This is a genomic window from Amycolatopsis magusensis (genome assembly GCF_017875555.1).
Classification (GTDB): domain Bacteria; phylum Actinomycetota; class Actinomycetes; order Mycobacteriales; family Pseudonocardiaceae; genus Amycolatopsis; species Amycolatopsis magusensis.
Genome location: NZ_JAGGMS010000001.1, coordinates 1,563,987 through 1,584,834, shown reverse-complemented (window position 1 = coordinate 1,584,834; position 20,848 = coordinate 1,563,987). Strand labels below are relative to the sequence as shown.

Genomic DNA, 20,848 nt, shown 5'->3' with positions numbered 1-20,848 from the left:
TGGACCCATGCCCTACAGCTCACCCTTGCTCGAACTTCCGCGTGTGGTCGCCGCGCCGGACAACCATCCGGAAGCGGGCGTGCCCTGGCACTGGGGTGATCCGTTCGCCGAGCAGCGGACCGCGGCCCGGTCGGTGGCCGTGGTGGACCGCTCCCACCGCGAGTTCATCAGCGTCAGCGGACCGGACCGGTTGTCCTGGCTGCACCTGGTGATCTCGCAGCACGTCACCGGGTTGCCCGCGGACAGCGGGACCGAGGCGCTGGTGCTGGACACGCACGGTCGCGTGGAGTCGCACATGGTGCTGGCCCACACGGGCGAGACCGTGCACCTGGACACCGATCCGGGGGCACTGGCCACCAGCGCGCTGCCCAAGGGCGGGCAGCAGCCGCTGCTCGGCTACCTGGAGGCGATGAAGTTCTGGTCCCAAGTGGACATTCGGGACACCACCGCCGAACTCGCCCTGCTCACCCTGCTCGGCCCGGACGCGGACAAGATCCTGGGCGTACTGGACATTTCGCTCGGGGACGCGCCGTACAGCGTCACCGGGTTCGAGGGCGGCTTCGCGCGGCGCATGCCGTGGCCGGGCCGCAGCAGCGTCGACCTCGCCGTGCCGCGGTCCGAGCTCTTCGACTGGTGGACCCGCATCACCGACGCCGGGGCGCGGCCCACGGGCAGCTGGACCTTCGACGCGCTGCGCGTGGAATCCCTGCACGCCCGCGTCGGCGTGGACACCGACGACCGCACGATCCCGCACGAGGTCAACTGGATCGGCTCGGCCGCGCACGTGGCCAAGGGCTGCTACCGCGGTCAGGAGACGGTCTCCAAGGTGCACAACGTCGGCCGCCCGCCGCGGCAGATGGTGCTGCTGCACCTGGACGGGTCGCCGGAGATCACCCCCGAGACGGGTGACCCGGTGCTGCTCGGCGAGAAGACCGTCGGCCGGGTGGGCAGCGTCATCCAGCACCACGAGCTGGGCCCGATCGCGCTCGCCCTGCTCAAGCGGTCCGCGCCGACCACCGAAGAGCTGCTGGCCGGGGCCGAGGACCGGCGCATCCAGGCCACCGTCGACCCGGATTCGGTACCGGCGGAAAAGGCGGCCCCGGGACGCGAAGCAGCCGCCCGGCTGCGAGGCTGAGGGGGCAATCCCTTCCGCAAGCGAAGTTTTGCGCCACACTGGTACCTCATCGCGGAACCCGGGGGGCAGTACGAAGGATGATCACGTGATTGAAGTCCGGCCTGGTGGACGCCGTCGCATCGACCGCGTCCTGAACCCCGAATACGTGCGCGGGCTCGACGAACTCACGCTCAACACCCTGCGCGAGCGCCGCAACGAGGCCGCGCAGGAGGAGACCGATCTGTCCTACCTGCGCCGGGTGCTGCACGCCCGCATCGACATCGTGCGTGCCGAGCAGCAGCGCCGGTCCAGCGGCGGGCTGAACGGCAGCGTGGTCGACCAGCTGGCGGCGATCCTGTCCGACAACGCGCTCGGCCACGACCGGCGGCAGCTCGGCAGGCTCCAGCAGCTGGAGCCGTCGCGCGCGGGCGACTACCGGCGGCAGGCCGAGGCGCTCGCGGGCAACTCCGACCTGACCGACGTCACCGAGCTGGCCGACGCCAAGCTCGCCGCGACGCTGGCCGAGTACGGCCGCGCCGAGGAATCCGTGTCCACGCGCCGCCGCGAGGTGCAGGCCGTGGTCGACACCATCAACGGCGAGATCGCCGGCCGCTACGCCGAAGGGCTGGCCTCGGTCGACGAACTGCTCGCCAGTGAACGAGGGAAACGCGAGGACGCTTCTTGAACCCCACGCTCGTCGAGGTGGTCCGCTCCGGTTTCGTCGAGAGCGTCCACCGCGGGTCACTGCTGATCACCGGACCCGGCGGCGAGCCGGTGCTCGACCTGGGTGAGACCGGGGTCCCGGTGTACCCGCGCTCGTCGAACAAGCCGCTGCAGGCACTCGGGATGCTGCGTGCCGGGCTGGAGGTCGACGACGAGGACCTGGCGATCATCTGCGCCTCGCACAACGGCGAACCCGAGCACGTCCGCCGGGTCGCCGCCCTGCTGTCGCGGTACGGGCTGAGCGAGTCGGACCTGCGGTGCCCGGCCGACTACCCGCTGCACGGCCCGAGCCGGATCGCCGCGATCCGCGCCGGCGAGCCGGACAGGCTGGCGATGAACTGCTCCGGCAAGCACGCGGGCATGCTGGTCACCTGCGTGCAGCGCGGCTGGTCCACCGAGGACTACCTCTCCCCGGACCACAAGCTCCAGCGGATCATCGGCGAAGCCGTCGAGGACGTGATCGGCGAAGAGATCGCGCACACCGGCATCGACGGCTGCGGCGCGCCGCTGTTCGCCTTCTCACTGACCGCGCTGGCGCGCTCGTTCTCCCGGCTGGTCACCTCCGCCGACGAGGCCGAGCAGCGGATCGCCTCGTGCATGCGCGCCAACCCGTGGCTGATCGGCGGCACCGGCCGCGAGGACACCGTGCTGATGCTGGCGGTCGAGGGACTGCTGGCGAAGGGCGGTGCGGAAGGCGTGCACGCGATCGCGCTGCCGGACGGGTCCGCGGTCACGGTGAAGATCGACGACGGCGGTCAGCGCGTCCGTGAGGCGGTACTGGTGACCGCGCTGCGACGGCTCGGGCACACACCGGCCTCCGAGGCCGCGGCGTCCGTTTTGGACGGTCTCGCGCGCGGCGCCGGATGGGTGCTCGGCGGTGGCCGCGAGGTCGGCGGGTTCCGGGTGACGATCTAGTTGAAGCGCTCGCGGGCGGCGAGCTCGCTCCAGTAGTCGCGCAGCTCGCTGAACAACTCCGCCAGCTCTTCGACGTTGCCCTCGCGCAGCGCGTCGAGGATGTTGTGCACGTCCTCGGCGGTCTTGTCCGACTCCAGGATCGGGTCGGCGATCAGCTGCACCAGGCCGCCGTAGTCCAGCTCCACCGCGGAGTTGGGGTGGAAGTGGGCCAGCCAGCGGCCGGTCTCCTCCAGCACCCGGCCGGGGCCGGAGTCGCCGAAGGTCTGCTCGACCAGCTCGTAGGCCTCCTCGACCCGGCGCTGGGCGTCACCCATGGCCACCCGCCAGGACAGCTCGCGCCGCGGGTCGTGGCGGGACCCGCCGAGGATCAGGCGCCGCTGGTCCGGGTCGACGAGCGCGAACCACGGCAGCGGCACGGTCCAGGTGGTGGACAGCACGTGCACCACCGAACCGCGCAACTCCGCCAGCGCGGCGGCGGTCTTGGCGCGGAGGGACTCGGCGGTCACGCCGCCGGAGGTGAGCACGGCGGCCCGGAGCGCGGGATGGGCGTCGCCGAGGAAGTTGACCAGTGCGGCGGCCGAGCGGGCGCGGAGGTCCAGCGGGCAGACGAGCGGACCGGGGCCGATCTCGGCGCCACCGTCGGGCACCACCGGCACTTCGGTGGGATCGAGCACCAGCACGTCGGTCTTCGCGCTCGGCGCCGGGCGGCCGTCGATCAGCTCCGCGGGCAGCAGCCGGGCGGGCGTGGTCACCTGTGACCTGAGCCACATGCGCTGCTCGCGTTCACCGGCGCCGGCGCGGGTCAGCATCGCCTTCTCGACCGCCTCGGCGAGGCGCGGGTCGACGGGCTCGCCGAACGCGGACAGGGGCTCGTACACCCGGAGGTAGGCCACGAACGGACGAAGCACCCGTGAATCGTGACACGGCTACCTGCGCGGATCACCACCGGAGGTCAATGTCGCGTCTTGCACACCGTGCCGCGTCGCATTCCACCCCCCGGACACGGTACGGTGTGTTCAGGAAAGAATTGTCGAGACGATGCGGGGCCGCCGCTACCCCCGGCCGCCCCGCCCCTGTGCGAGGGGGTCGAGCCATGGGGCGCGGCCGGGCTAAGGCTAAGCAGACGAAGGTGGCGCGGGAGCTCAAGTACTCCTCCCACGAAACCGACTTCGACGCTTTGCAGCGCGAGCTGTCTGGTAGGTCCTCCGACAGTAGTGAGAAGCGCGAGGACGATCAGCGATACGAAGACCCGTACGCCGACGAGTACGACGAGTATCGCCGCTGAACGCGAGCACGCGAGGGTGGGTCGGCCGGTTACCCCGGCGCCCACCCTCGCGTCACGCGTGCTGCCTCCGCGAACAGGGTCCAACTAGGAGGCACGGATGCGAGTGGAACGAGTCGGAGTGATCGGCGCGGGCCTGATGGGCTCGGGTATCGCCGAGGTACACGCGAGGGCAGGCCTCGACGTGGTGGTCAACGAGGTGTCCCAGCCTGCGCTGGACGCTGGGCGCAAACGCGTCGAGAAGTCGCTCGAGCGCGGCACCCGCAGCGGCAAACTCTCCACAGAGGACGCCGAGGCGGCGCTGGGCAGGCTGACCTTCACCACCGACCTCGACGCGTTCGCCGATCGCGACCTGGTGGTCGAAGCCATCCTCGAGCAGGAGCAGGCCAAGGTCGAGGTCTTCGGCACACTCGACAAGGTGGTCACCCGCGAGGACGCCATCTTCGCCTCCAACACCTCGTCGATCCCGATCATGAAGCTGGGCATGGCCACCAAGCGGCCCGCCCAGGTGGTCGGCATCCACTTCTTCAACCCGGTGCCGGTGCTGCCGCTGGTCGAGCTGGTGCCTTCGCTGCTGACGAGCGAAGAGACCGTGCAGGCCGCCGACCGGCACGCCACCGAGACGCTGGGCAAGACGGTGATCCGCTCGCAGGACCGGGCGGGGTTCATCGTGAACTCGCTGCTGGTGCCGTACCTGCTCTCGGCGATCCGGATGATCGAGTCGGGCTTCGCTTCGGCTGAGGACATCGACCGCGGGATGGAGCTGGGCACCGCCCACCCGATGGGCCCGCTGCGGCTGTCCGACCTGATCGGGCTGGACACCATCAAGGCGATCGCGGACTCGATGTACGCCGAGTTCAAGGAGCCCCTGTACTCGTCGCCGCCCCTCCTGCTGCGCATGGTCGACGCCGGCCTGCTGGGCAAGAAGACCGGCCGGGGCTTCTACTCCTACAGCTGAGGCTGGCGAATGCTATGAGTGGGGCATTACTTGCATTGAACGCAAGTAATGCCCCACTCCTAGCGTTGGCTAGGGGCGGAAGGTGACCGGGGCGGAGAAGGCGGCGCGCCGGGAGGCTCGTCGCAGGGTGGCCAGGACGGCGGGGCCGACCAGCACGATGGCGATCAGGTTCGTCACCGCGCGGCCGGTGTCCCAGCCGAAGGTCGAGGTCAGCAGCGAGAAGACGAAGAACCGGTGCAGGTTCGCGCCGAGGTCGTCGCCGGGGACGAAGGCCAGGCCGGCGGTTTCCGGCGACATCGAGGTCCCGGCCAGGAACGGCCAGAACCACATGTTCATCACGAACCCGAAGAAGTACGCCGCCACCACGCCGTAGGCGCCGAGCATGGCGATCTCCGCCCTGCCCCGGACCCGGTGCGGCAGCAGTCCCGCCCCCAGCCCCAGCAGTGATGACGACAGCATCTGGAACGGCAGCCACGGCCCCACGCCCGCGGTGAGCAGCGCCGAGGCGAACAGCGAAGTCGAGCCCAGCACGAAGCCGAACCCCGGCCCGAACACCCGTCCGGCCAGCACGATCAGGAAGAACACCGTCTCGATGCCGCCGGTGCCCGCGCCCAGCGGCCGCAGCCCGGCGTTGATCGCCGACAGCACGCCCAGCATGGCCAGTGCCTTCGAGTCGATGCCGCCGCCGGAGACCTCGGCGAGCACGATCAGGATCAGCACCGGCAGGGTGAACATGAAGATGAACGGCGCGTCCGCCGAGTGCGCCTGCGCGTTCGGCTCCGGCGACGCGAACAGGGGCCAGAAGAACATCGACAGGCCGAGCACCGCGGCGATGGTCAGCACCAGCGCGGAGCGCGGGGTGATGCGGACGACCTTCGGCCGCTCCAGGAACTCGGTCATGCCAGCGCCTTCGCCACCTGGTCGACGGTGAGCCATTCCGCCGGCGCCAGCACCTTCGCCACCTGCGGTGCGAAGGCTGGCGAGGCGACCACCACCTCGGCGGTCGGGCCGTCGGCGACCACGTCGCCCTCGGCCATCACCACCACGCGGTCGGCCGCGGTCGCGACGAACTCCACGTCGTGGGTGGCGAGCACGATGGCCGCGCCCTCCGCCGCCAGCTCGGCCAAGACCGCGCCGAAGTGCCGTTTGGCGTGGTAGTCCAGGCCGCGCGTGGGCTCGTCGAGCAGCATCACCTCGGGCCTGGCGGTCAGCTGGATCGCCAGCACCAGCGCCAGCCGCTGCCCTTCGGAGAGGTCGCGCGGGTGCTTGCCGCCGTCGATGCCGGGGGTGAGCCGGTCGAGCATCGCGCGGCAGCTGCCCGCCCCGGCTTCGGATTCGAGGTCGGCCTGCGTGCACTCGGCGTCGACGGAATCGAGGTAGAGCAGGTCACCGGGGGTCTGCGGCACCAGGCCGACCAGCTTCCGCGCGCGGTGCGGCTTGAGCGACTTCGGGTCCTGCCCGCCGACGTCCACCTTGCCGCCGTGCCGCGGGCCGCTGCCCTGCAACGCCCACAGCAGCGACGACTTGCCCGAGCCGTTGCGGCCCATCAGCGCGACGATCTGCCCGCCGCGCAGGTCCAGGCTCACCTCGCGCACGGCCACCAGCTCGCCGTAGCGCACCACGATCTTCGACGCCGCCAGCTTCACCGGCGCGGCCACGCGTTCGGGGAGCACCGGCGTCCGCCCGGTGAGCCGGTCCCGCAGCGGCCCGGCGCGGCGGCGCGCGTCCCGCACCGAGAGCGGCAGCGGTGACCAGCCCGCCAGCCTGCCCAGCTCGACCAGCGGGGGTGCGACATCGGCGTCGGCCAGGATCTCGGCGGGCGTGCCGGAGCGGATCGAACCGTCGCCGGGCAGGTAGAGCAGGCGGTCGGCGTACTGCGCGACCCGTTCCATCCGGTGCTCGGCGACCACCACCGTGGTGCCGAGGTCGTGCACCAGCCGGGTGATCGCGGCGAGCACCTCCTCGGCCGCGGTCGGGTCCAGCGCCGAGGTCGGCTCGTCCAGCACCAGCACCTTCGGGTGCGCGGTGAGCACCGAGCCGATCGCCACCCGCTGCTGCTGCCCGCCGGACAACGTCCTCAGTGGACGGTGACGCAGGTCGGCGACACCCAGCAGGTCCAGCGTCTCCTCGACCCGCTTGCGCATCACCTCGGGCGGCACGGCCAGCTGCTCCATGCCGTAGGCCAGCTCCTCCTCGACGGTGTCGGTGACGAACCCGGCCAGCGGGTCCTGCCCGACCACGCCGACCAGCTCGGCGAACTCGCGCGGCGGGTGCTGCGAGGTGTCCTTGCCCGCCACCCGCACGCTGCCGCGCAGGTGGCCGCCGGTGAAGTGCGGGACCAGGCCGTTGATCGCGCCGAGGAAGGTCGACTTGCCCGAGCCGGTCCGCCCGGCGACCAGGCACAGCTCGCCCTCCTCCACCAGGAGGTCCACTTCGGACAGCACCGGCGTGGTGGCCTCGGCGTAGGTGATGCTCACCCGCGAGAACTCGATCATGCCCGGACCCCCTCCCCGGAGAGCAGCGGTGGCGGGGCCAGCCAGGCAGGCAGCACCCCCAGCAACAACGCCCCAGCGTGCCACGGGGAAACCTCCGGCCAGCGCAGCGGGTTCAGCGACGGGTAGAGGTTCGCCGCGTCGAGCCGGGTGGTGGCGAACAGCAGCGCCGCCGCGCCGACCCCGGCCGCGGCCACCGCGGTTTCCGGCCAGCGCCACGGATCCGGCCGGTAGGTGGTGCGCCGGATGCGGCGGCCGCCGAGCAGGAACCCGGTCACCGACACGACCAGCCCGCCGAGCAGCAGGGGCGTGCCCAGCCAGGTCGACGTGCCGTCGAGCACGCCGTAGACGCCGACGCAGACGCCGGTCAGCCCGGCCAGCACGCAGATCCCGACGACGATCCGCACGGGCCGCGGCAGGTAACCGCGACGCCCGTAGCCGCGCGAATCCATCGCCGAAGCCAGCATCAGCGAGCGGTCCATGGCGTCTTCGAGCACCGGGATGATGATCCCCTTCAACGCGCGCATGCCCTTCTGACGACCGGCCCGCAGTCGTCGCGCGCGGCGGACTCGCAGCACGCTCTCGGCGAGCTGCGGCGCCACCGACAGGGCGACGGTGACCGCGGTGCCGACCTCGTACAGCGCCCCCGGGACCGCTTTGAGCAGGCGTTTCGGGTTCGCCAGCGCGTTCGCCGCGCCCACGCAGAGCACCATGGTGGCTAGGCGCAGACCGTCGTAGAAGCCGCCGAGCAGCTCCTCGGCCGTGGTCGGGCCGAGCAGGGTGATCCCGGCCGCGATCGACGGCAGCGGGATCTCCGGCAGGTCGAACAGCACGTGCCCGCCGTCCATCCCGCCGATCAGGAGCCGGAACAGCACCCGCATCACCACGATGAACAGCCCGATGTAGGCGTAGAGCCGGAAGGCCAGCGCCCAGGGCGCGTCGCTGCGCCGGTTCGCCACCACGAAGCACAGCACGGCGATGATCAGGCCGAGCAGGAACGGGTTGGTGGTGCGGCTGGCGGCGACCGCGAGCCCGAGGGCCCACAGCCACCACGCGGCCGGGTGGAGGTTCCTAGGAAGCACAGTGGCGACGGTAGGCGGTGACCCCCGCGGCCCCGCCTACCAGGAGCACCGCGGCCCCGCCGAGCACCGCTCCCCACGGGAAGCCGGAGTCCTGGGTGGACGGCAGCGCCTCACCACCGGTCCAGGCGACCCCGCCCGGCGCGACGCCACCGGCCAGCGACTCGGCGGGCGGTGCCGTGGTCGGCGCCGCCACCGCGGCCGACGAGGTGGGCGCGGCCGAGCTGGTCGGCGCGGGTGACTCCGCGGGCGGCGCTTCCACGGCCGGCGCGGCTTCCGCCGCCGCGGGCGGGGCGACCGGCACCCCGTCGCGGCCCGGGATCGCGCCGTTCTGCTGGTCGGCGGGCGGCGGTGGCTCGACCGCCTGGCCCGGCCGGACCGGGCCGATGCGCGGTGCCGGGTTGGTCTGCGCGGTCTTGCCCAGCGAGAACGACCAGCCCTCGAAGCTGCCCAGCGGCGGCTTCCGGTTCATCACGCCGTACTGGCTGTAGGTCCAGCTGCCGCCGTTGGGCGCGTGCCAGTAACCCCAGTACGCCGTGGTGGGCGGGGTATCGATGCAGGCCTCGGACTCCGGGCCCGGCTTGCCCTCGATCCGGCAGATGAACGACAGCCCCCAGCGCTGCACGCCGGTGAGCTCGAGCCCGGCATTCTGCAACGCGCCCAGCCCGCTCGCCTGGTCGCCGGGGGCGCAGCGGATGATCGAGTCGCCGCCGAGCTCGTGGAAGTCGATCACCACGGTGACGCCGTTGCCGTCCGGGCAGTACCCGGGGGTGCCCCGGCCGTGGTCGACGGCCGAAGCGGTGGCCACCGGCGCGACGGCCAGCACCAGCGCGGTGGCCGCGGCGATCCGCGCGAGCTTCATCGGAGGCTCCTCCTTCGTCCGGCGAACAGCAGGCCGACCCCGGCGGCGACCAGCACCACGCCGCCGACGGCGAACTCCGTGACCGGCGCGCCGGTCTGGGCGAGCTTCTTCTGCTGGGAAGAGCCGGTGGTGTTCTGGGGTGCCGCCGCGAGACCGGCGGAGGAACTCGTGCCCGGCTGGGTGCTGCTCGACTGGCTCGGCGAGCTGGACGGAGGCGGAGCCGACGAGGACGACGACGGCACCGAGGTCTCCGATGGCGGGTCGACCGGATCGGGGCCGGGACCGGGCTCGACGGGCTTGTGGGTGAGCGGCAGCTTCGCCAGCGTCAGCAGCGCCTGAGCGGCCGTCCGGCGCCACTGGTCGCGCTGGAGGTCCGGAATCCTGCCGTCGACCGCGTTCGCCACGGCGTCGTCGAGAGACTCCTTGTTGTAGGCGATCGCGCCCAGCTCGCCGGTGGCCTTCCCGGCGTTCTGCGTACTCAGCTGGTGCGCCAGCACCCAGTCGGCGGCCCGGTTCGCGGCCGTGGTGTTCCCGCTGACGGCCAGCGCCTGACCGGCGAGACCGGTCGAGTTGGCGTTGGAGCCGACGGTCGGGCCGGAGCCGCCGAACGAGCCGTCGGCGCGCTGGGTCCGCGCCAGGTAGGCCGCGCCCTTGTCGGCGGCGGCCTTCGCCCCGGCGATCCCGTTCTTGTCGGCCTCCAGCAGCGCCTGCACCGCCATGCCGGTGGAATCCGGGTCGATGGCGCTGTCGTCGGTGCAGGTCACCGAACCTTCGGCGAAGGAGCCGCCGAGGCGGAAGCCACCGGCCGGGCACTGCTGCTTGACCAGGAAAACGGCCGCGTCCGGGGGCACGCCGCCGCTGCGGGCCAGGCCGAGCACGGCGAGCGCCTGGTCGAAGGTGTTGCTCCCGTCGTTGCCGGTGTTCTTGCTGCGCAACTGGCCCTTGACGTCGCCGTCGGGCGCGATCAGGTCGAGGGTGGCCTGCCGGATGTCTCGGCCGGTGAAGTTCTTCGGGTCACGACCGGCGGTCACCGCCGCGGCCAGTGTCTTGGCCGTGGCCCCGCCGATCCAGGCGGTCGTGTTCGCGTCGATCGGGAAGGTGTAGTAGCCCGCGCCGCCGGCGTCGATGGCGTCGGCCACGGCCGTCACCTCGGGCCGTCCGGTGGCGCTGAGCGCGAACAGGGCGTCGATGGTCAGACCCCAGTCGGCGCCCATGAAGCCGGGGAGCGTGCCGTCGGTCAGCTCACCGGCCAGCCACTTCGCGGCAGCGGCCCCGGCGGTGGTGTGTTTGTCAGCTTCAGCGGCGGGTGAGGGCAGCGCGATCGCGGCGACCAGGGCACCCGCCGCGGTGATGCCGGCGAGCGCACGGACGGGGGCACGCATGAACGACCTTTCCCGGGACGCCCGGGAAACACGCGCAGCGCGGAGCCACTTCCCCAGGACTCCGCCCGCAATCCTCGACAGTGGAGCCTTGCCTGCTCGGCGGGCAGTCCGGCTCACGCCGCGAGGCGGCGTTCACGGTTGCGGGTCAGCGCCGGATTCACACCGGCTTCCCCCACACGAGCACTTGACAGTAACCCACAGCGGTGGCGCCACGGCAAGCGTTCAGGCAGAGCGCTTCCGCCGGTAGACGGTGATCCCGGCCGCTGCGCCGACCAGGAGCACCGCGGCTCCACCGACCACCGCGCCCCACGGGAAACCGGAGTCCTGCGGTGCCGGAAGCGCCTCGCCGCCGGTCCACGCGACTCCGCCCGGCGTGACGCCGGAGGATCCGGGCTGCCGGACCGGCGCGAGCCGCGGGGCCGGGGTGGCGTCGACGCCCTTGTCCTTGGCGAACGACCAGCCTTCGAAGCTGCCCGCCTGCGGCTTCGAGTCCTGCACACCCGACTGCGCGAACGCCCAGTTCCCGCCGTCCGGCGCCTGCCAGTAGCTCCAGTACGCGGTGACCGGCGGGTAGTCGGCGCAGCCCTCGGCCTCCGGCCCCGGCTTGCCTTCGATCCGGCAGAGCGTGGCCAGCCCCCAGCGCTGCGAGCCGGTCAGCTCGAAGCCCGCGTTCTGCAGCGCGCTCAGGCCGCTGGCCTGCTCGCCGGGGGCACAGCGGACGATCGGGTCCCCGCCCAGCTCGTGGAAGTCGACCACCACGGTGACCCCGGTGGCGTCCTGGCAGTACCCCGGCGTGCCCTTGCCCTGGTCCACCGCGGCGGCAGTGGTCACCGGTGCGAGGGCCGCGGTGAGCAGCGCGACCGCGAGGACTGACCGAAGCCGGCGCATGGGACGACCTTTCTCCAGAGGGCACCAGACGTTAACCCACCGGCGCGTAAGGCAGGATGTCCCCGTGGATCAGCAGTTGCGAGTAGGCCTTGTCGGTGGCGGTCCCTGGGCGAAGACGGTGCACGCACCGGGATTGGCGGAACACCCCGGCACCGCGCTGACCACCATCTGGACCCGCCGCCCCGAAGCCGCGCGCGAGCTGGCCGAGGCGCACTGCGCCACGGCCGTGGACACCGTGGACGAGCTGCTCGAGCAGGTCGACGCGGTGGCCTTCGCGGTCCCGCCCGCCGTCCAGGGCGAGATCGCCATCCGCGCGGCGGCCGCGGGCAAGCACCTGATCCTGGAGAAGCCGATCGCCGCGGACCTGGGAACCGCCGAACGGCTGGCCGCGACCGTGGCCGAGGCGGACGTCGCCGCGCTGGTCATGTTCACCCTGCGGTTCGCGATCCAGACCCAGGATTGGCTGGCCGGGCTCAAGGAAGCGGGCGGCTGGACCGGCGGCAGCGCGCGCTGGCTCTCCGGCGCCCTGCTGAACGAGACCTACCGCGACTCGGCGTGGCGGCACGAGGTCGCGGGCGCGCTCGCGGACGTCGGACCGCACGCGTTCGACCTGCTCGACGCGGCGCTGGGCCCGATCACCGGGGTGCTCGCCGCGCACCGCAACGACGGTGACCTGTGGACCGTGCTGCTCGAGCACGAAGGCGGCATCACCAGCACCGCCACGCTCACGCTGCAGCTGCCGATCATGCCCACGGTGGTGGAACTGGCGGTGTACGGGGAGAACGGGTTCCGCAGCGTGAACCAGCGGCCGGGCACGCCGCAGGACAGCTACACCGCCCTGCTCGACGACTTCGCCGCGCTGATCGCCAGCGGTACCCGCGCCCATCCGTGTGACGTCCAGCGGGGGCTGCACATCCAGCGCGTGATCGACCAAGCCCTTCGGGTGGTTTCGAAGTAGCCCGGATAAGGCGGTACCCGGGGCGTTCGCGGCCGGGAAGAATTCCCGATCATGCGCTGGATCAAGAGTCTCGCGGCCACCCTGGCCCTGTTTTCCGCGGTGCTGGTCGTGCCGCCGACGGCCTCGGCTTCGACCGAAGGCCACCTCACCGAATGCTCGGCGGACTTCTACCACGACGACAAGCGGCTCGGCCCGGAACGGCTGCCGAAACTCGGCGTGGTCGGCTGGCAGTTGCTGGGCTACCACCGCACCGGGCACCAGCCGGTCGGCCAGTTCCTCGACGAGTACTACGACGAGGCCGCGGGCAGCTGGCGCTACCCGCCGTCCGACGGTTACGTGATCGGCCCGGACGGGCAGCCGGACCGCGAGGTCGGCGAGCTGGAGCCGGGCGAGCGGATCGACCGCTACGGCAGTGAGTACGGCGGTTTCCTGGCCCCGAAGGGCTCGCACTACGGCTCCCGCGCGATCCCGCCGTCGAACCTCGTCGGCACCCCGGCCGAGCTGTGCAACTACCGCGCCTACCGGGTGCTGCGCGAGTTCGACGTCTACGAAGGTCCGGTCGCGCCTTGGTTCGCGCAACCGGGCGGCGGGCAGCAGTTCCAGCTGAACGGTTCCCTGGTGCCGGGCGCCCCGGCCCAGCTGAACGTCCTGTGGCTGGTCGACAACGGCTACCTCGCCCGCCTCTGAACGCTCCTCTTGAACGCTATGAGTGGGGGGCAGGCGTGCCTCATCGGGGAGCCCCACCGGACACGAATGTGGCTTTGGGGGCCGAATCCGCCCCCAAAGCCACATTCGTGTCCCTGACTTCGGTTCGCGAGTGTGGAACTCGGCTACGGGAGTGTGGGACTCGGGGCCTCAAACCAGCCGAGTCTACGTAGGCGAACGCTATGAGTGGGGCATTACTTGCAATGAATGCAAGTAATGCCCCACTCATAGCATTGGCGGTCAGGCGTCGATGCGCTCCTGCGCCGGGGAGGACGGCTTCCGGCGGAGTTTGCGCAGCAGCGGCCACGCCAGCAGGATCGCGATGATCACGTAGACCACCACCGCCATCGGCGAGTTCACCAGGCCGGACAGCTGACCGTCGGACAGTTGCAGCGCCCGTCGCATCTGCTGTTCCGCGCTCGGCCCGAGGATCACGCCGAGCACCGCGGGCAGCACCGGCAGCCCGTAGCGCCGCATGGTGAACCCGATCAGGCCGATGATGAACAGCAGCACCAGGTCGATCACCTCACCGCCGACCGCGTAGGCACCGACGCTGGCGAAGAACAGGATGCCCGCGTACAGGTACGGCCGCGGGATCCGCAGCAGCTTCGCCCACACCGGCGCCATCGGCAGGTTGATCACCAGCAGCAGCACCGTGCCGACGAACAGGCTGGCGATCAGGCCCCACACCAGCGCCGACTCGCGCTCGAACAGCAGCGGACCCGGCTGGATGCCGTACTGCTGGAACGCCGCCAGCATCACCGCGGCCACCGCGGTGGTCGGCAGGCCCAGCGTCAGCATCGACACCAGCGTCCCGGCGGCCGAGGCGCTCGCCGTGGATTCCGGACCGGCGACGCCTTCGATGGCGCCCTTGCCGAACTCGTCCTTGTGCTTGGAGAGCCGCTTTTCCGTGACGTAGGAAAGGAAAGTCGGGATCTCCGCGCCACCGGCCGGGATCGCGCCGAACGGGAACCCGATGAGCGGCCCGCGCAGCCAAGGCTTCCAGGTGCGCCGAAGGTCCGCTTTGGACAGCCACGGCCGCCCGACCGGGATCGGCTTGGCCTGCTTCTGCCGCAGGTGCGCGGCCACCCACAGCGACTCGCCGACGGCGAACAGGCCGACCGCCACGATCACCACGTCGATGCCGTCGGACAGGTGCAGCGAACCGAAGGTCAGCCGCGACTGCCCGGTCATCTCGTCCAGCCCGACCAGGCCGATGGTCAGCCCGATCAGCAGCGAGGCGAACCCGCGGACGCGGGACTTGCCGAGCACCGAGGTCACCGCGATGAAGGCGAGCACCATGATGGCGAAGTAGTCCGGCGCGCCGATGTCCACCGCGAGCTTGGCCACCAGCGGCGCCAGCAGCACCAGCGCCGTGGTGCCGATGATGCCGCCGATGAAGTGCCCGATCGCCGCCGCGGCCAGCGCCTGCGAGCCGCGGCCCTTGCGGGCCATGGGATTGCCTTCGATGGCCGCGACCACCGCCGCGCTCTCGCCCGGGGTGTTCAGCAGGATCGAGGTGGTCGAACCACCGAACATGCCGCCGTAGTAGATGCCGGCGAACATGATGAACGCCGCGGTCGGGTCGAGCCCGTAGGTCACCGGCAGCAGCAGGGCCACCGCCATCGCCGGGCCGATGCCCGGCAGCACCCCGATCGCGGTGCCGAGGATGACGCCGATCGCGGCGAACAGCAGGTGCTGCGGGGTGAGCGCGGTGCCGAACCCGTCCAGCAGATTGGTCAGCGCGTCCATCACAGCACCCCCATCAGCGGGCCGCCGGGCAGCGGGACCCCGAGCAGTTCGTTGAACGCCAGCCAGGTGATCACCGAGACCGCGGCCGCGATCAGCGGATCACGCACGTGGTTGCGACTGCCCAGGGCGAACGCGGCACCCCAGAACATCAGCGCCGAGGAGATCGGGAAGCCGACGGTGTCGATCAGCGCCGCGTTCAGCAGGAACGCCCCGGCCAGCATCAGCACTGTGCGCCAGTCGGTCGGCGCGTCCAGGTCGATGTCCTCACCGGCTTCGGCCTCACCACGACCGCCGCGCAGCACGTTCACCGCGAGCAGCGCGGCGACCAGCACCAGCGCGGAACCGACCAGCACCGGCACCGCCTTCGGCCCGACCGGGCCGCGCTGGGTGAAGTCGGTCGGGATGCTCAGCGCGTCGGTGAGCACCAGCACGCCGGTGGCCAGCAGCAGCACGCAGATGCCCAGCTCGGAGTGCTCGCGCCACCAGCTCTGCTTCTCCGGCGGCCGGTCGTCCACCGGCTCGTTGTCCACTGTGGTCGTCATGCCAGCCCCAACTCCTTCAGCACCGAAGCGACCCGGTCGTTCTCCGCCTTGAGGAAGGCGCCGTACTCGTCACCGGCGGAGAAGGCGTTCGTCCAGCCGTTGAGCCGCAGCGCGTCCTGCCACTGCTGGGTGTCCTGCAGCCGGGTGAACAGCGACACCAGCTTTTCCCGGTCCCCGTTGGAGATCCCCGGCGGCGCGACGATGCCGCGCCAGTTCGTGAAGCTGACGTCCACTCCGGACTCCTGCAGCGTGGGCGCGTCCATGCCGGGCACGCGCTGCGGGCTGGTGACCGCCAGCGCGCGCAGCTCGCCGGCCTCGATCTGGTCGCGGGTCTCGCCGATGCCGGAGACGCCGAAGCCGACCTTGCCGCCGAGCACCGAGGCCATCAGTTCGCCACCGCCGTCGAACGGCACGTAGTTCACCGTGGCGGGGGCGATGCCCGCGGCCTTGGCCATCAGCATCGGCGCCAGGTGGTCGGGTCCGCCGGGGGCCGAGCCGCCGCCGACCGGCACCGCACCGGGGTTGGCCTTCCACGCTTCGATCAGCTGGCCGATGGTCTGGTACGGCGAGTCCTTGCCGACCACCACAACGTCGGATTCCTCGGTCAGCTTCGCGATCGGCGTGGTGTCCTGCAGCGAGGATGGCGAGCGGTTGGTGTAGACCGCGCCGACCACGCCGAGGCCCATCGACATCGCGAGCTTGCCGTTGCCGCGTTCGTTGACCAGCCTGCCGAGGCCGACCGTGCCGCCGGCGCCGGGCAGGTTGAACACCTCGGTGGAGCCGTTGAGCTCGGCTTCCTCGATGGCCTTGACCGCGGTGCGCGCGGTGATGTCGTACCCACCGCCCGGCGAGTTCGGCACCATCACCCGGAAGTTGCGGATCTGGTCACCGGTCTCGTCGCTGCCGGTGGACACCAGCGGTGGGATGAGCAGGACCAGCAGTGCGGCGACCAGCACCGACAGCCAGGTCTTGGGGTTCTTCATCAGGCACTCCGTTGTACGCCTGGGTGACCTCGGTTACCCCGAGGCCCGGTTAGCGAGTCATCGTGCCTCCGGGCGGGGCGTCTGTCTCGCTTGCGCGCTTATCGGTACTTGTGTTCCTTTTGCTCACGGCGGCATCAGGTCGCGGAGGTGCGATAGTGACTGGATGCAGCGAGGATCACTGGCGCGCCAGCTGCTCGGGTGGCAGCTGGTGATCGTGTTCGCCCTGCTCGCGTGCGTCGCGTTGTTCTCGGTGGCGCAGTCGAACAAGTCGTTCGCCGACGTCGAGGGGCGCCGCCTGCTGTCGGTCGCGGAGAACGTGGCCGCCACGCCCGGGGTGCGCGAAAACCTGCCCGACCCGCTGCGCCGCGACCCGCTGCCGGTGTTCGCCGAGGGCGCGCGCAGCCTCTCCGGCGCCGACTTCGTGATCATCACCGACCGCGCCCGCCGGATCATCACCTCGCCCGACCCCAAGCAGGTCGGCACCACCCTGGACCTCGGGGACAGCATGATCACCAGCGGCCGCGCCTGGGTCGGCGAGCTCGACGGCTCGCTGGTCGCGCACGTGCCGGTGATCAGCGACCGCGGCACGGTCGACGGCATCGTGGCCGCGGGCAAGGCCACGCCCGGCTTCTTCGAGGGCATCGGCAACTCCGCCGGTGACGCGCTCGCGCTGCTCGGCATCGCCACCGTGCTGGGCATCGCCGGTTCGGCGCTGCTGGCGTGGCGGGTCAAGCGGCAGACGCTGGGCATGGAGCCGCGGGAGATCGCCGGACTGGCCGAGCACCGCGAGGCGCTGCTGCACGGCATCAAGGAAGGGGTGCTCGGCCTGGACCAGCAGCACCGGATCACCCTGGTGAACGACCACGCGCGGGAGCTGCTGGCGCTGCCGGACGAGTGCGTCGGCACCGCGGTCGCCGACCTGGAGATCAACGAACGGCTGAAGGACGTGCTCACCGGCCGGGCCGAGGGGGTGGACCAGATCGTGCTGCGGGCCGGGCGGGTGCTGGTGCTCAACCGGTTGCCGATCGCCGAACTGGGCGCCGTGGCCACGCTGCGCGACCGGACCGAGCTGGTCAACCTGCGCGAGGAACTGGCGGCCAGCTCCCGTGCCACCGACACGCTGCGCGCGCAGGCCCACGAGTTCACCAACCGGCTGCACACCATCGCCGGGCTGATCGAGCTGGGCGAATACGACGAGGTGCGCGAGTACGTCGACCTGGTAGCGCACGAGCAGGGCGAGTGGCAGGACAAGGTGACCAGCCGGGTGGCCGACATCGCGGTGGCGGCGCTGCTGATCGCCAAGGCCAGCCTCGCCGCCGAGCAGGGCGCCGGGCTGCGGCTGACCGACGACAGCAGACTGGGGCCGGTGGACGAGCGGCTCTCCGGTGACCTGGTCACCGTGGTCGGCAACCTGGTGGACAACGCGCTGGACGCGCTGCGCGCCGCCGGGCCGAATCTCGGGGACTGGATCGAAATCGGCATCCGGCACGGTGAGTCGCAGGTGGAGGTGGTGGTGCGGGACTCGGGACCGGGGGTGGCGCCGGAAATCGCCACCGAGGTGTTCGCACACGGCTTCACCACGAAGGCCGCCGAGCACGGTGGTCAGCGCGGGCTCGGCTTGGCGCTGACCAGGCAGACCTGCATCCGGCGCGGTGGCACGGTCGAGGTGCACAACTCCGGTGGTGCGGTGTTCACCGCCGTGCTGCCGCTGGTCGCGGAGCGGGTGGCGCGATGATCCGGGTGCTGGTGGTGGACGACGACTTCATGGTCGCGAAGGTCCACAGTGGATACGTCGAACGGGTGACCGGCTTCAGCGTCGTCGGCGTCGCCCACACCGGCGCGGACGCCCTGCGCGCCGTCCGCGACCTGCGCCCGGACCTGGTACTGCTGGACATCTACCTCCCCGACATGGACGGCATCGCGGTCCTGCGTTCGTTGCGGGCCGATCCCTCCACAGTGGACACGGACGTGGTGATCATCAGCGCCGCCCGTGACGTCGACACCGTCCGAAACGCCATGCGCGGCGGGGTTCTGCACTACCTGATCAAACCGTTCTCGGCCGCGGCGCTACGGGACCAACTGCAACATTTCGCTGCCCTGCAAGCAAAACTCGCACGGTTGTCGGAACGACGGGAAGTGTCGAACCAGGAAGACGTGGACGACGTCTTCGCCGCCCGCCCGCGCGGCGCCAGCGTGTTGCCGAAAGGCCTCACGCAGCAAACCGCGGAACTGGTCGAACAAGCCCTACGCGCCCGCCCGGACGGCCTGTCCGCCACAGAATGCGCGCAAGCCACAGAACTCTCGCGCCCCAGCGCCCGCCGATACCTCGAGTACTTCGCCGACACCGGCAAAGCCGACGTACGCCTACGCTACGGCGGCACCGGCCGCCCAGAACGCCAATACCACTGGATCGGGGAATAGCCGTGTCACGAACCCCCCAGGGACACAAATGTGGCTTTCGGGGCGGATTCGGCCCCCAAAGCCACATTCGTGACACCGCCCCAGCCACCCCACACGACCGGCCCCCAACGCGACCGCCACCCGGGGCACCAACAGGAGCATCCGCCCAGACCCCCCACCCCACCCCGGTCCACAGCCAAAACACGGCGAAGGCCTCCATGTCAAGGCATCATTCCCGCCTTGACATGGAGGCCTTCGCCGTAGTCACACTAAAAAACCGGGGCGGGCCCCACACACCCCTCAATCCTCAAACCCAGACCGCCGCTTCTTCTTCACATCCGACCGCCGCTTCTTAGCCGCGATCCTCCGCTCTTTAGACCCCCGCGTCGGCTTAGTAGGACGCCGAGGCGGCGGAGGCGGCGCAGCGGCTTCCGACAAAGCCATCACCAACCGCGCCCGCGCGGCTTCCCGGTTCGCGAGTTGCGCCCGGTGCTCACTCGCCGCGATCGTCAGCACACCATCCACCAGCCGTCCGGCGAGCCGCTCCAGTAGCCGCGCACGCAGTGACTCCGGCACAGCAGCCGAGTGCGCCACGTCGAACGAGAGTTCCACCCGCGAATCCGTGGTGTTGACGCCCTGCCCGCCCGGCCCCGAAGACCGCGAGAACCGCTCGCTCAACTCCCCGGCCGGGATCACGAACCGGGAGCCGACGCGCAGGTCAGAACCGGGGGTGGTCACCGGACAGCACCGCCCGCGGACCGTCGGGGTCCTCGGCGGGGCGGACGTCGCCGAGCACCCACGCCGGCACGTGGCGCGCGGTCAGCACGGCGAGCGTGCGGTCGACCTCCTCGGGCGCCACCACGGCGACCATGCCGACGCCCATGTTGAACGTCTTCTCCATCTCGGCCCGCTCCACCCGGCCGCGGTGCGCGATCAGCGCGAACACCGGCGCCGGCGTCCACGTGCCGCGTTCCAGCGAAGCGGTCAGCCCGCGCGGCATCACGCGCGCGAGGTTCGCCTCCAGGCCACCGCCGGTGATGTGCGCGAACGTGCGCACCTCGGTCTCGGCAGCCAGCGCCAGGCAGTCCTTCGCGTAGATGCGGGTCGGCTCCAGCAGTTCCTCGCCGAGCGTGCGGCCGAACTCCTCGACCTGCCCGTCCAGCGGCATCCGGGCGATCTCCAGCAGCACGTGGCGCGCCAAAGAGTACCCGTTCGAGTGAAGTCCGGAAGAACCCATCGCGATGACCACGTCGCCGGGGCGCACCCGCTCCGGCCCGAGCACGTCAGCGGCCTCGACCACGCCGACCCCGGTCGCCGAGATGTCGTAGTCGTGCTCGCCCATCATCCCGGGGTGCTCGGCGGTCTCCCCGCCGAGCAGCGCGCAGCCGGCCTGCACGCAGCCTTCCGCGATGCCGCCGACCAGCGCCTCGATCTTCTTCGGCACCACCTTGCCCACGGCGATGTAGTCCTGCAGGAACAGCGGCTCGGCCCCGGTCACCACCAGGTCGTCGACCACCATGGCGACCAGGTCGATACCGACCGTGTCGTGCTTGTCCAGCGCCTGCGCCACGGCGATCTTGGTGCCGACGCCGTCGGTGGAGGAGGCCAGCACCGGCTCGGTCCAGCGGTCCAGCTTCAGCGAAAAGAGCCCGGCGAACCCGCCGACCCCGCCGAGCACCTCCGGCCGCGTCGCCCGCTGGGCATGCGGTTTGAGCAGCTCGACGGCCTCGTCACCGGCATCGATGCTGACGCCGGCCGCGGCGTAGGTGGCGTTCGTGGACTCGCTCACGAAAGCGGTCTCCGTCCTTGGGAG

The 20,848-nt window shown here is 71.3% G+C and carries 21 protein-coding genes; 9 read left to right on the top strand and 12 right to left on the bottom strand.

Annotation, left to right across the window (positions count from 1 at the left end):
- Positions 1 to 7: 7 nt before the first annotated feature.
- From ygfZ to JOM49_RS07495, 3 genes are all read left to right on the top strand, one after another.
- Positions 8 to 1,135 carry a CAF17-like 4Fe-4S cluster assembly/insertion protein YgfZ gene (gene ygfZ / locus JOM49_RS07505; RefSeq protein WP_209663613.1) on the top strand — a complete coding sequence of 376 codons (1,128 nt, stop codon included), beginning with the start codon at positions 8 to 10 and terminating at the stop codon, positions 1,133 to 1,135.
- Between the two features lie 85 nt (positions 1,136 to 1,220).
- The gene (locus JOM49_RS07500; RefSeq protein WP_209663612.1) at positions 1,221 to 1,799 is read left to right on the top strand and encodes an RsiG family protein; all 579 of its coding nucleotides are present in this window, start codon (positions 1,221 to 1,223) and stop codon (positions 1,797 to 1,799) included.
- Positions 1,796 to 2,752, top strand: a complete 957-nt coding sequence (locus tag JOM49_RS07495; protein ID WP_209663611.1) for an asparaginase — start codon at positions 1,796 to 1,798, stop codon at positions 2,750 to 2,752. Before JOM49_RS07500 ends, JOM49_RS07495 begins: the two co-directional genes overlap by 4 nt.
- Here the strand turns inward: JOM49_RS07495 and JOM49_RS07490 are convergent.
- Entirely contained in the window at positions 2,749 to 3,660 is a 912-nt protein-coding gene (locus JOM49_RS07490) for a DUF8083 family protein (protein WP_209663610.1), read from the bottom strand. The genes JOM49_RS07495 and JOM49_RS07490 overlap by 4 nt on opposite strands.
- Positions 3,661 to 3,845: 185 nt before the next feature.
- Here JOM49_RS07490 and JOM49_RS07485 point away from each other — a divergent pair, with 185 nt between their 5' ends.
- Together JOM49_RS07485 and JOM49_RS07480 are read left to right on the top strand one after the other, a co-directional pair.
- The gene (locus tag JOM49_RS07485; RefSeq protein WP_209663609.1) at positions 3,846 to 4,037 is read left to right on the top strand and encodes a DUF3073 domain-containing protein; all 192 of its coding nucleotides are present in this window, start codon (positions 3,846 to 3,848) and stop codon (positions 4,035 to 4,037) included.
- Between the two features lie 97 nt (positions 4,038 to 4,134).
- Positions 4,135 to 4,992, top strand: a complete 858-nt coding sequence (locus JOM49_RS07480; RefSeq protein WP_209663608.1) for a 3-hydroxybutyryl-CoA dehydrogenase — start codon at positions 4,135 to 4,137, stop codon at positions 4,990 to 4,992.
- A gap of 69 nt (positions 4,993 to 5,061) precedes the next feature.
- Here the strand turns inward: JOM49_RS07480 and JOM49_RS07475 are convergent, their stop codons facing one another.
- The 6 genes from JOM49_RS07475 to JOM49_RS07450 form a co-directional block, all read right to left on the bottom strand.
- On the bottom strand, positions 5,062 to 5,892 hold the full coding sequence (locus tag JOM49_RS07475; protein WP_209663607.1) for an ECF transporter S component: 831 nt from the start codon (positions 5,890 to 5,892) through the stop codon (positions 5,062 to 5,064).
- Positions 5,889 to 7,487 (bottom strand): ABC transporter ATP-binding protein, encoded by a 1,599-nt coding sequence (locus tag JOM49_RS07470; protein WP_209663606.1) that lies wholly within the window; start codon positions 7,485 to 7,487, stop codon positions 5,889 to 5,891. The genes JOM49_RS07475 and JOM49_RS07470 overlap by 4 nt, the downstream gene beginning before the upstream one ends.
- Positions 7,484 to 8,566, bottom strand: a complete 1,083-nt coding sequence (locus JOM49_RS07465; RefSeq protein WP_209663605.1) for an energy-coupling factor transporter transmembrane component T — start codon at positions 8,564 to 8,566, stop codon at positions 7,484 to 7,486. Before JOM49_RS07465 ends, JOM49_RS07470 begins: the two co-directional genes overlap by 4 nt.
- The gene (locus tag JOM49_RS07460) at positions 8,556 to 9,425 is read right to left on the bottom strand and encodes an ABC transporter substrate-binding protein (RefSeq protein WP_209663604.1); all 870 of its coding nucleotides are present in this window, start codon (positions 9,423 to 9,425) and stop codon (positions 8,556 to 8,558) included. Before JOM49_RS07460 ends, JOM49_RS07465 begins: the two co-directional genes overlap by 11 nt.
- The gene (locus JOM49_RS07455; protein WP_209663603.1) at positions 9,422 to 10,807 is read right to left on the bottom strand and encodes a prenyltransferase/squalene oxidase repeat-containing protein; all 1,386 of its coding nucleotides are present in this window, start codon (positions 10,805 to 10,807) and stop codon (positions 9,422 to 9,424) included. Before JOM49_RS07455 ends, JOM49_RS07460 begins: the two co-directional genes overlap by 4 nt.
- Before the next feature lie 222 nt (positions 10,808 to 11,029).
- Positions 11,030 to 11,695 carry an SCO2322-related protein gene (locus JOM49_RS07450; RefSeq protein WP_209663602.1) on the bottom strand — a complete coding sequence of 222 codons (666 nt, stop codon included), beginning with the start codon at positions 11,693 to 11,695 and terminating at the stop codon, positions 11,030 to 11,032.
- A 64-nt stretch (positions 11,696 to 11,759) separates the two neighbouring features.
- Here JOM49_RS07450 and JOM49_RS07445 point away from each other — a divergent pair, with 64 nt between their 5' ends.
- Complete coding sequence (locus JOM49_RS07445) at positions 11,760 to 12,653, top strand: Gfo/Idh/MocA family protein (RefSeq protein ID WP_308158680.1); 894 nt, start codon at positions 11,760 to 11,762, stop codon at positions 12,651 to 12,653.
- Between the two features lie 51 nt (positions 12,654 to 12,704).
- Positions 12,705 to 13,340 carry a TNT domain-containing protein gene (locus JOM49_RS07440; protein ID WP_245369253.1) on the top strand — a complete coding sequence of 212 codons (636 nt, stop codon included), beginning with the start codon at positions 12,705 to 12,707 and terminating at the stop codon, positions 13,338 to 13,340.
- A gap of 258 nt (positions 13,341 to 13,598) precedes the next feature.
- Here JOM49_RS07440 and JOM49_RS07435 read toward each other — a convergent pair whose 3' ends face one another.
- From JOM49_RS07435 to JOM49_RS07425, 3 genes are read right to left on the bottom strand one after another with little or no spacing between them, the layout of a single operon-like run.
- Positions 13,599 to 15,110 carry a tripartite tricarboxylate transporter permease gene (locus JOM49_RS07435; RefSeq protein WP_209663600.1) on the bottom strand — a complete coding sequence of 504 codons (1,512 nt, stop codon included), beginning with the start codon at positions 15,108 to 15,110 and terminating at the stop codon, positions 13,599 to 13,601.
- Complete coding sequence (locus tag JOM49_RS07430; protein ID WP_209663599.1) at positions 15,110 to 15,652, bottom strand: tripartite tricarboxylate transporter TctB family protein; 543 nt, start codon at positions 15,650 to 15,652, stop codon at positions 15,110 to 15,112. Before JOM49_RS07430 ends, JOM49_RS07435 begins: the two co-directional genes overlap by 1 nt.
- Complete coding sequence (locus JOM49_RS07425; RefSeq protein WP_209663598.1) at positions 15,649 to 16,635, bottom strand: Bug family tripartite tricarboxylate transporter substrate binding protein; 987 nt, start codon at positions 16,633 to 16,635, stop codon at positions 15,649 to 15,651. Before JOM49_RS07425 ends, JOM49_RS07430 begins: the two co-directional genes overlap by 4 nt.
- Positions 16,636 to 16,798: 163 nt before the next feature.
- Between JOM49_RS07425 and JOM49_RS07420 the strand changes: the two genes are divergently transcribed.
- Positions 16,799 to 18,370, top strand: coding sequence for a sensor histidine kinase (locus JOM49_RS07420; protein ID WP_209663597.1), 1,572 nt, complete (start codon positions 16,799 to 16,801; stop codon positions 18,368 to 18,370).
- On the top strand, positions 18,367 to 19,056 hold the full coding sequence (locus tag JOM49_RS07415) for a response regulator (protein ID WP_209663596.1): 690 nt from the start codon (positions 18,367 to 18,369) through the stop codon (positions 19,054 to 19,056). Before JOM49_RS07420 ends, JOM49_RS07415 begins: the two co-directional genes overlap by 4 nt.
- Before the next feature lie 279 nt (positions 19,057 to 19,335).
- Here JOM49_RS07415 and arfB read toward each other — a convergent pair whose 3' ends face one another.
- Both arfB and purM read right to left on the bottom strand, forming a co-directional pair.
- Complete coding sequence (gene arfB, locus JOM49_RS07410; protein WP_209663595.1) at positions 19,336 to 19,773, bottom strand: alternative ribosome rescue aminoacyl-tRNA hydrolase ArfB; 438 nt, start codon at positions 19,771 to 19,773, stop codon at positions 19,336 to 19,338.
- Complete coding sequence (gene purM / locus JOM49_RS07405) at positions 19,754 to 20,824, bottom strand: phosphoribosylformylglycinamidine cyclo-ligase (protein WP_209663594.1); 1,071 nt, start codon at positions 20,822 to 20,824, stop codon at positions 19,754 to 19,756. The genes arfB and purM overlap by 20 nt, the downstream gene beginning before the upstream one ends.
- Positions 20,825 to 20,848 lie beyond the last annotated feature (24 nt).

Coding starts and splice junctions, on each gene's coding strand:
- ygfZ (WP_209663613.1), top strand. CDS start 8: ATGCCCTACAGCTCACCCTTGCTCGAACTTCCGCGTGTGGTCGCCGCG.
- JOM49_RS07485 (WP_209663609.1), top strand. CDS start 3,846: ATGGGGCGCGGCCGGGCTAAGGCTAAGCAGACGAAGGTGGCGCGGGAG.
- JOM49_RS07480 (WP_209663608.1), top strand. CDS start 4,135: ATGCGAGTGGAACGAGTCGGAGTGATCGGCGCGGGCCTGATGGGCTCG.
- JOM49_RS07475 (WP_209663607.1), bottom strand. CDS start 5,892: ATGACCGAGTTCCTGGAGCGGCCGAAGGTCGTCCGCATCACCCCGCGC.
- JOM49_RS07470 (WP_209663606.1), bottom strand. CDS start 7,487: ATGATCGAGTTCTCGCGGGTGAGCATCACCTACGCCGAGGCCACCACG.
- JOM49_RS07460 (WP_209663604.1), bottom strand. CDS start 9,425: ATGAAGCTCGCGCGGATCGCCGCGGCCACCGCGCTGGTGCTGGCCGTC.
- JOM49_RS07455 (WP_209663603.1), bottom strand. CDS start 10,807: ATGCGTGCCCCCGTCCGTGCGCTCGCCGGCATCACCGCGGCGGGTGCC.
- JOM49_RS07450 (WP_209663602.1), bottom strand. CDS start 11,695: ATGCGCCGGCTTCGGTCAGTCCTCGCGGTCGCGCTGCTCACCGCGGCC.
- JOM49_RS07440 (WP_245369253.1), top strand. CDS start 12,705: ATGCGCTGGATCAAGAGTCTCGCGGCCACCCTGGCCCTGTTTTCCGCG.
- JOM49_RS07435 (WP_209663600.1), bottom strand. CDS start 15,110: ATGGACGCGCTGACCAATCTGCTGGACGGGTTCGGCACCGCGCTCACC.
- JOM49_RS07430 (WP_209663599.1), bottom strand. CDS start 15,652: ATGACGACCACAGTGGACAACGAGCCGGTGGACGACCGGCCGCCGGAG.
- JOM49_RS07425 (WP_209663598.1), bottom strand. CDS start 16,635: ATGAAGAACCCCAAGACCTGGCTGTCGGTGCTGGTCGCCGCACTGCTG.
- JOM49_RS07420 (WP_209663597.1), top strand. CDS start 16,799: ATGCAGCGAGGATCACTGGCGCGCCAGCTGCTCGGGTGGCAGCTGGTG.
- JOM49_RS07415 (WP_209663596.1), top strand. CDS start 18,367: ATGATCCGGGTGCTGGTGGTGGACGACGACTTCATGGTCGCGAAGGTC.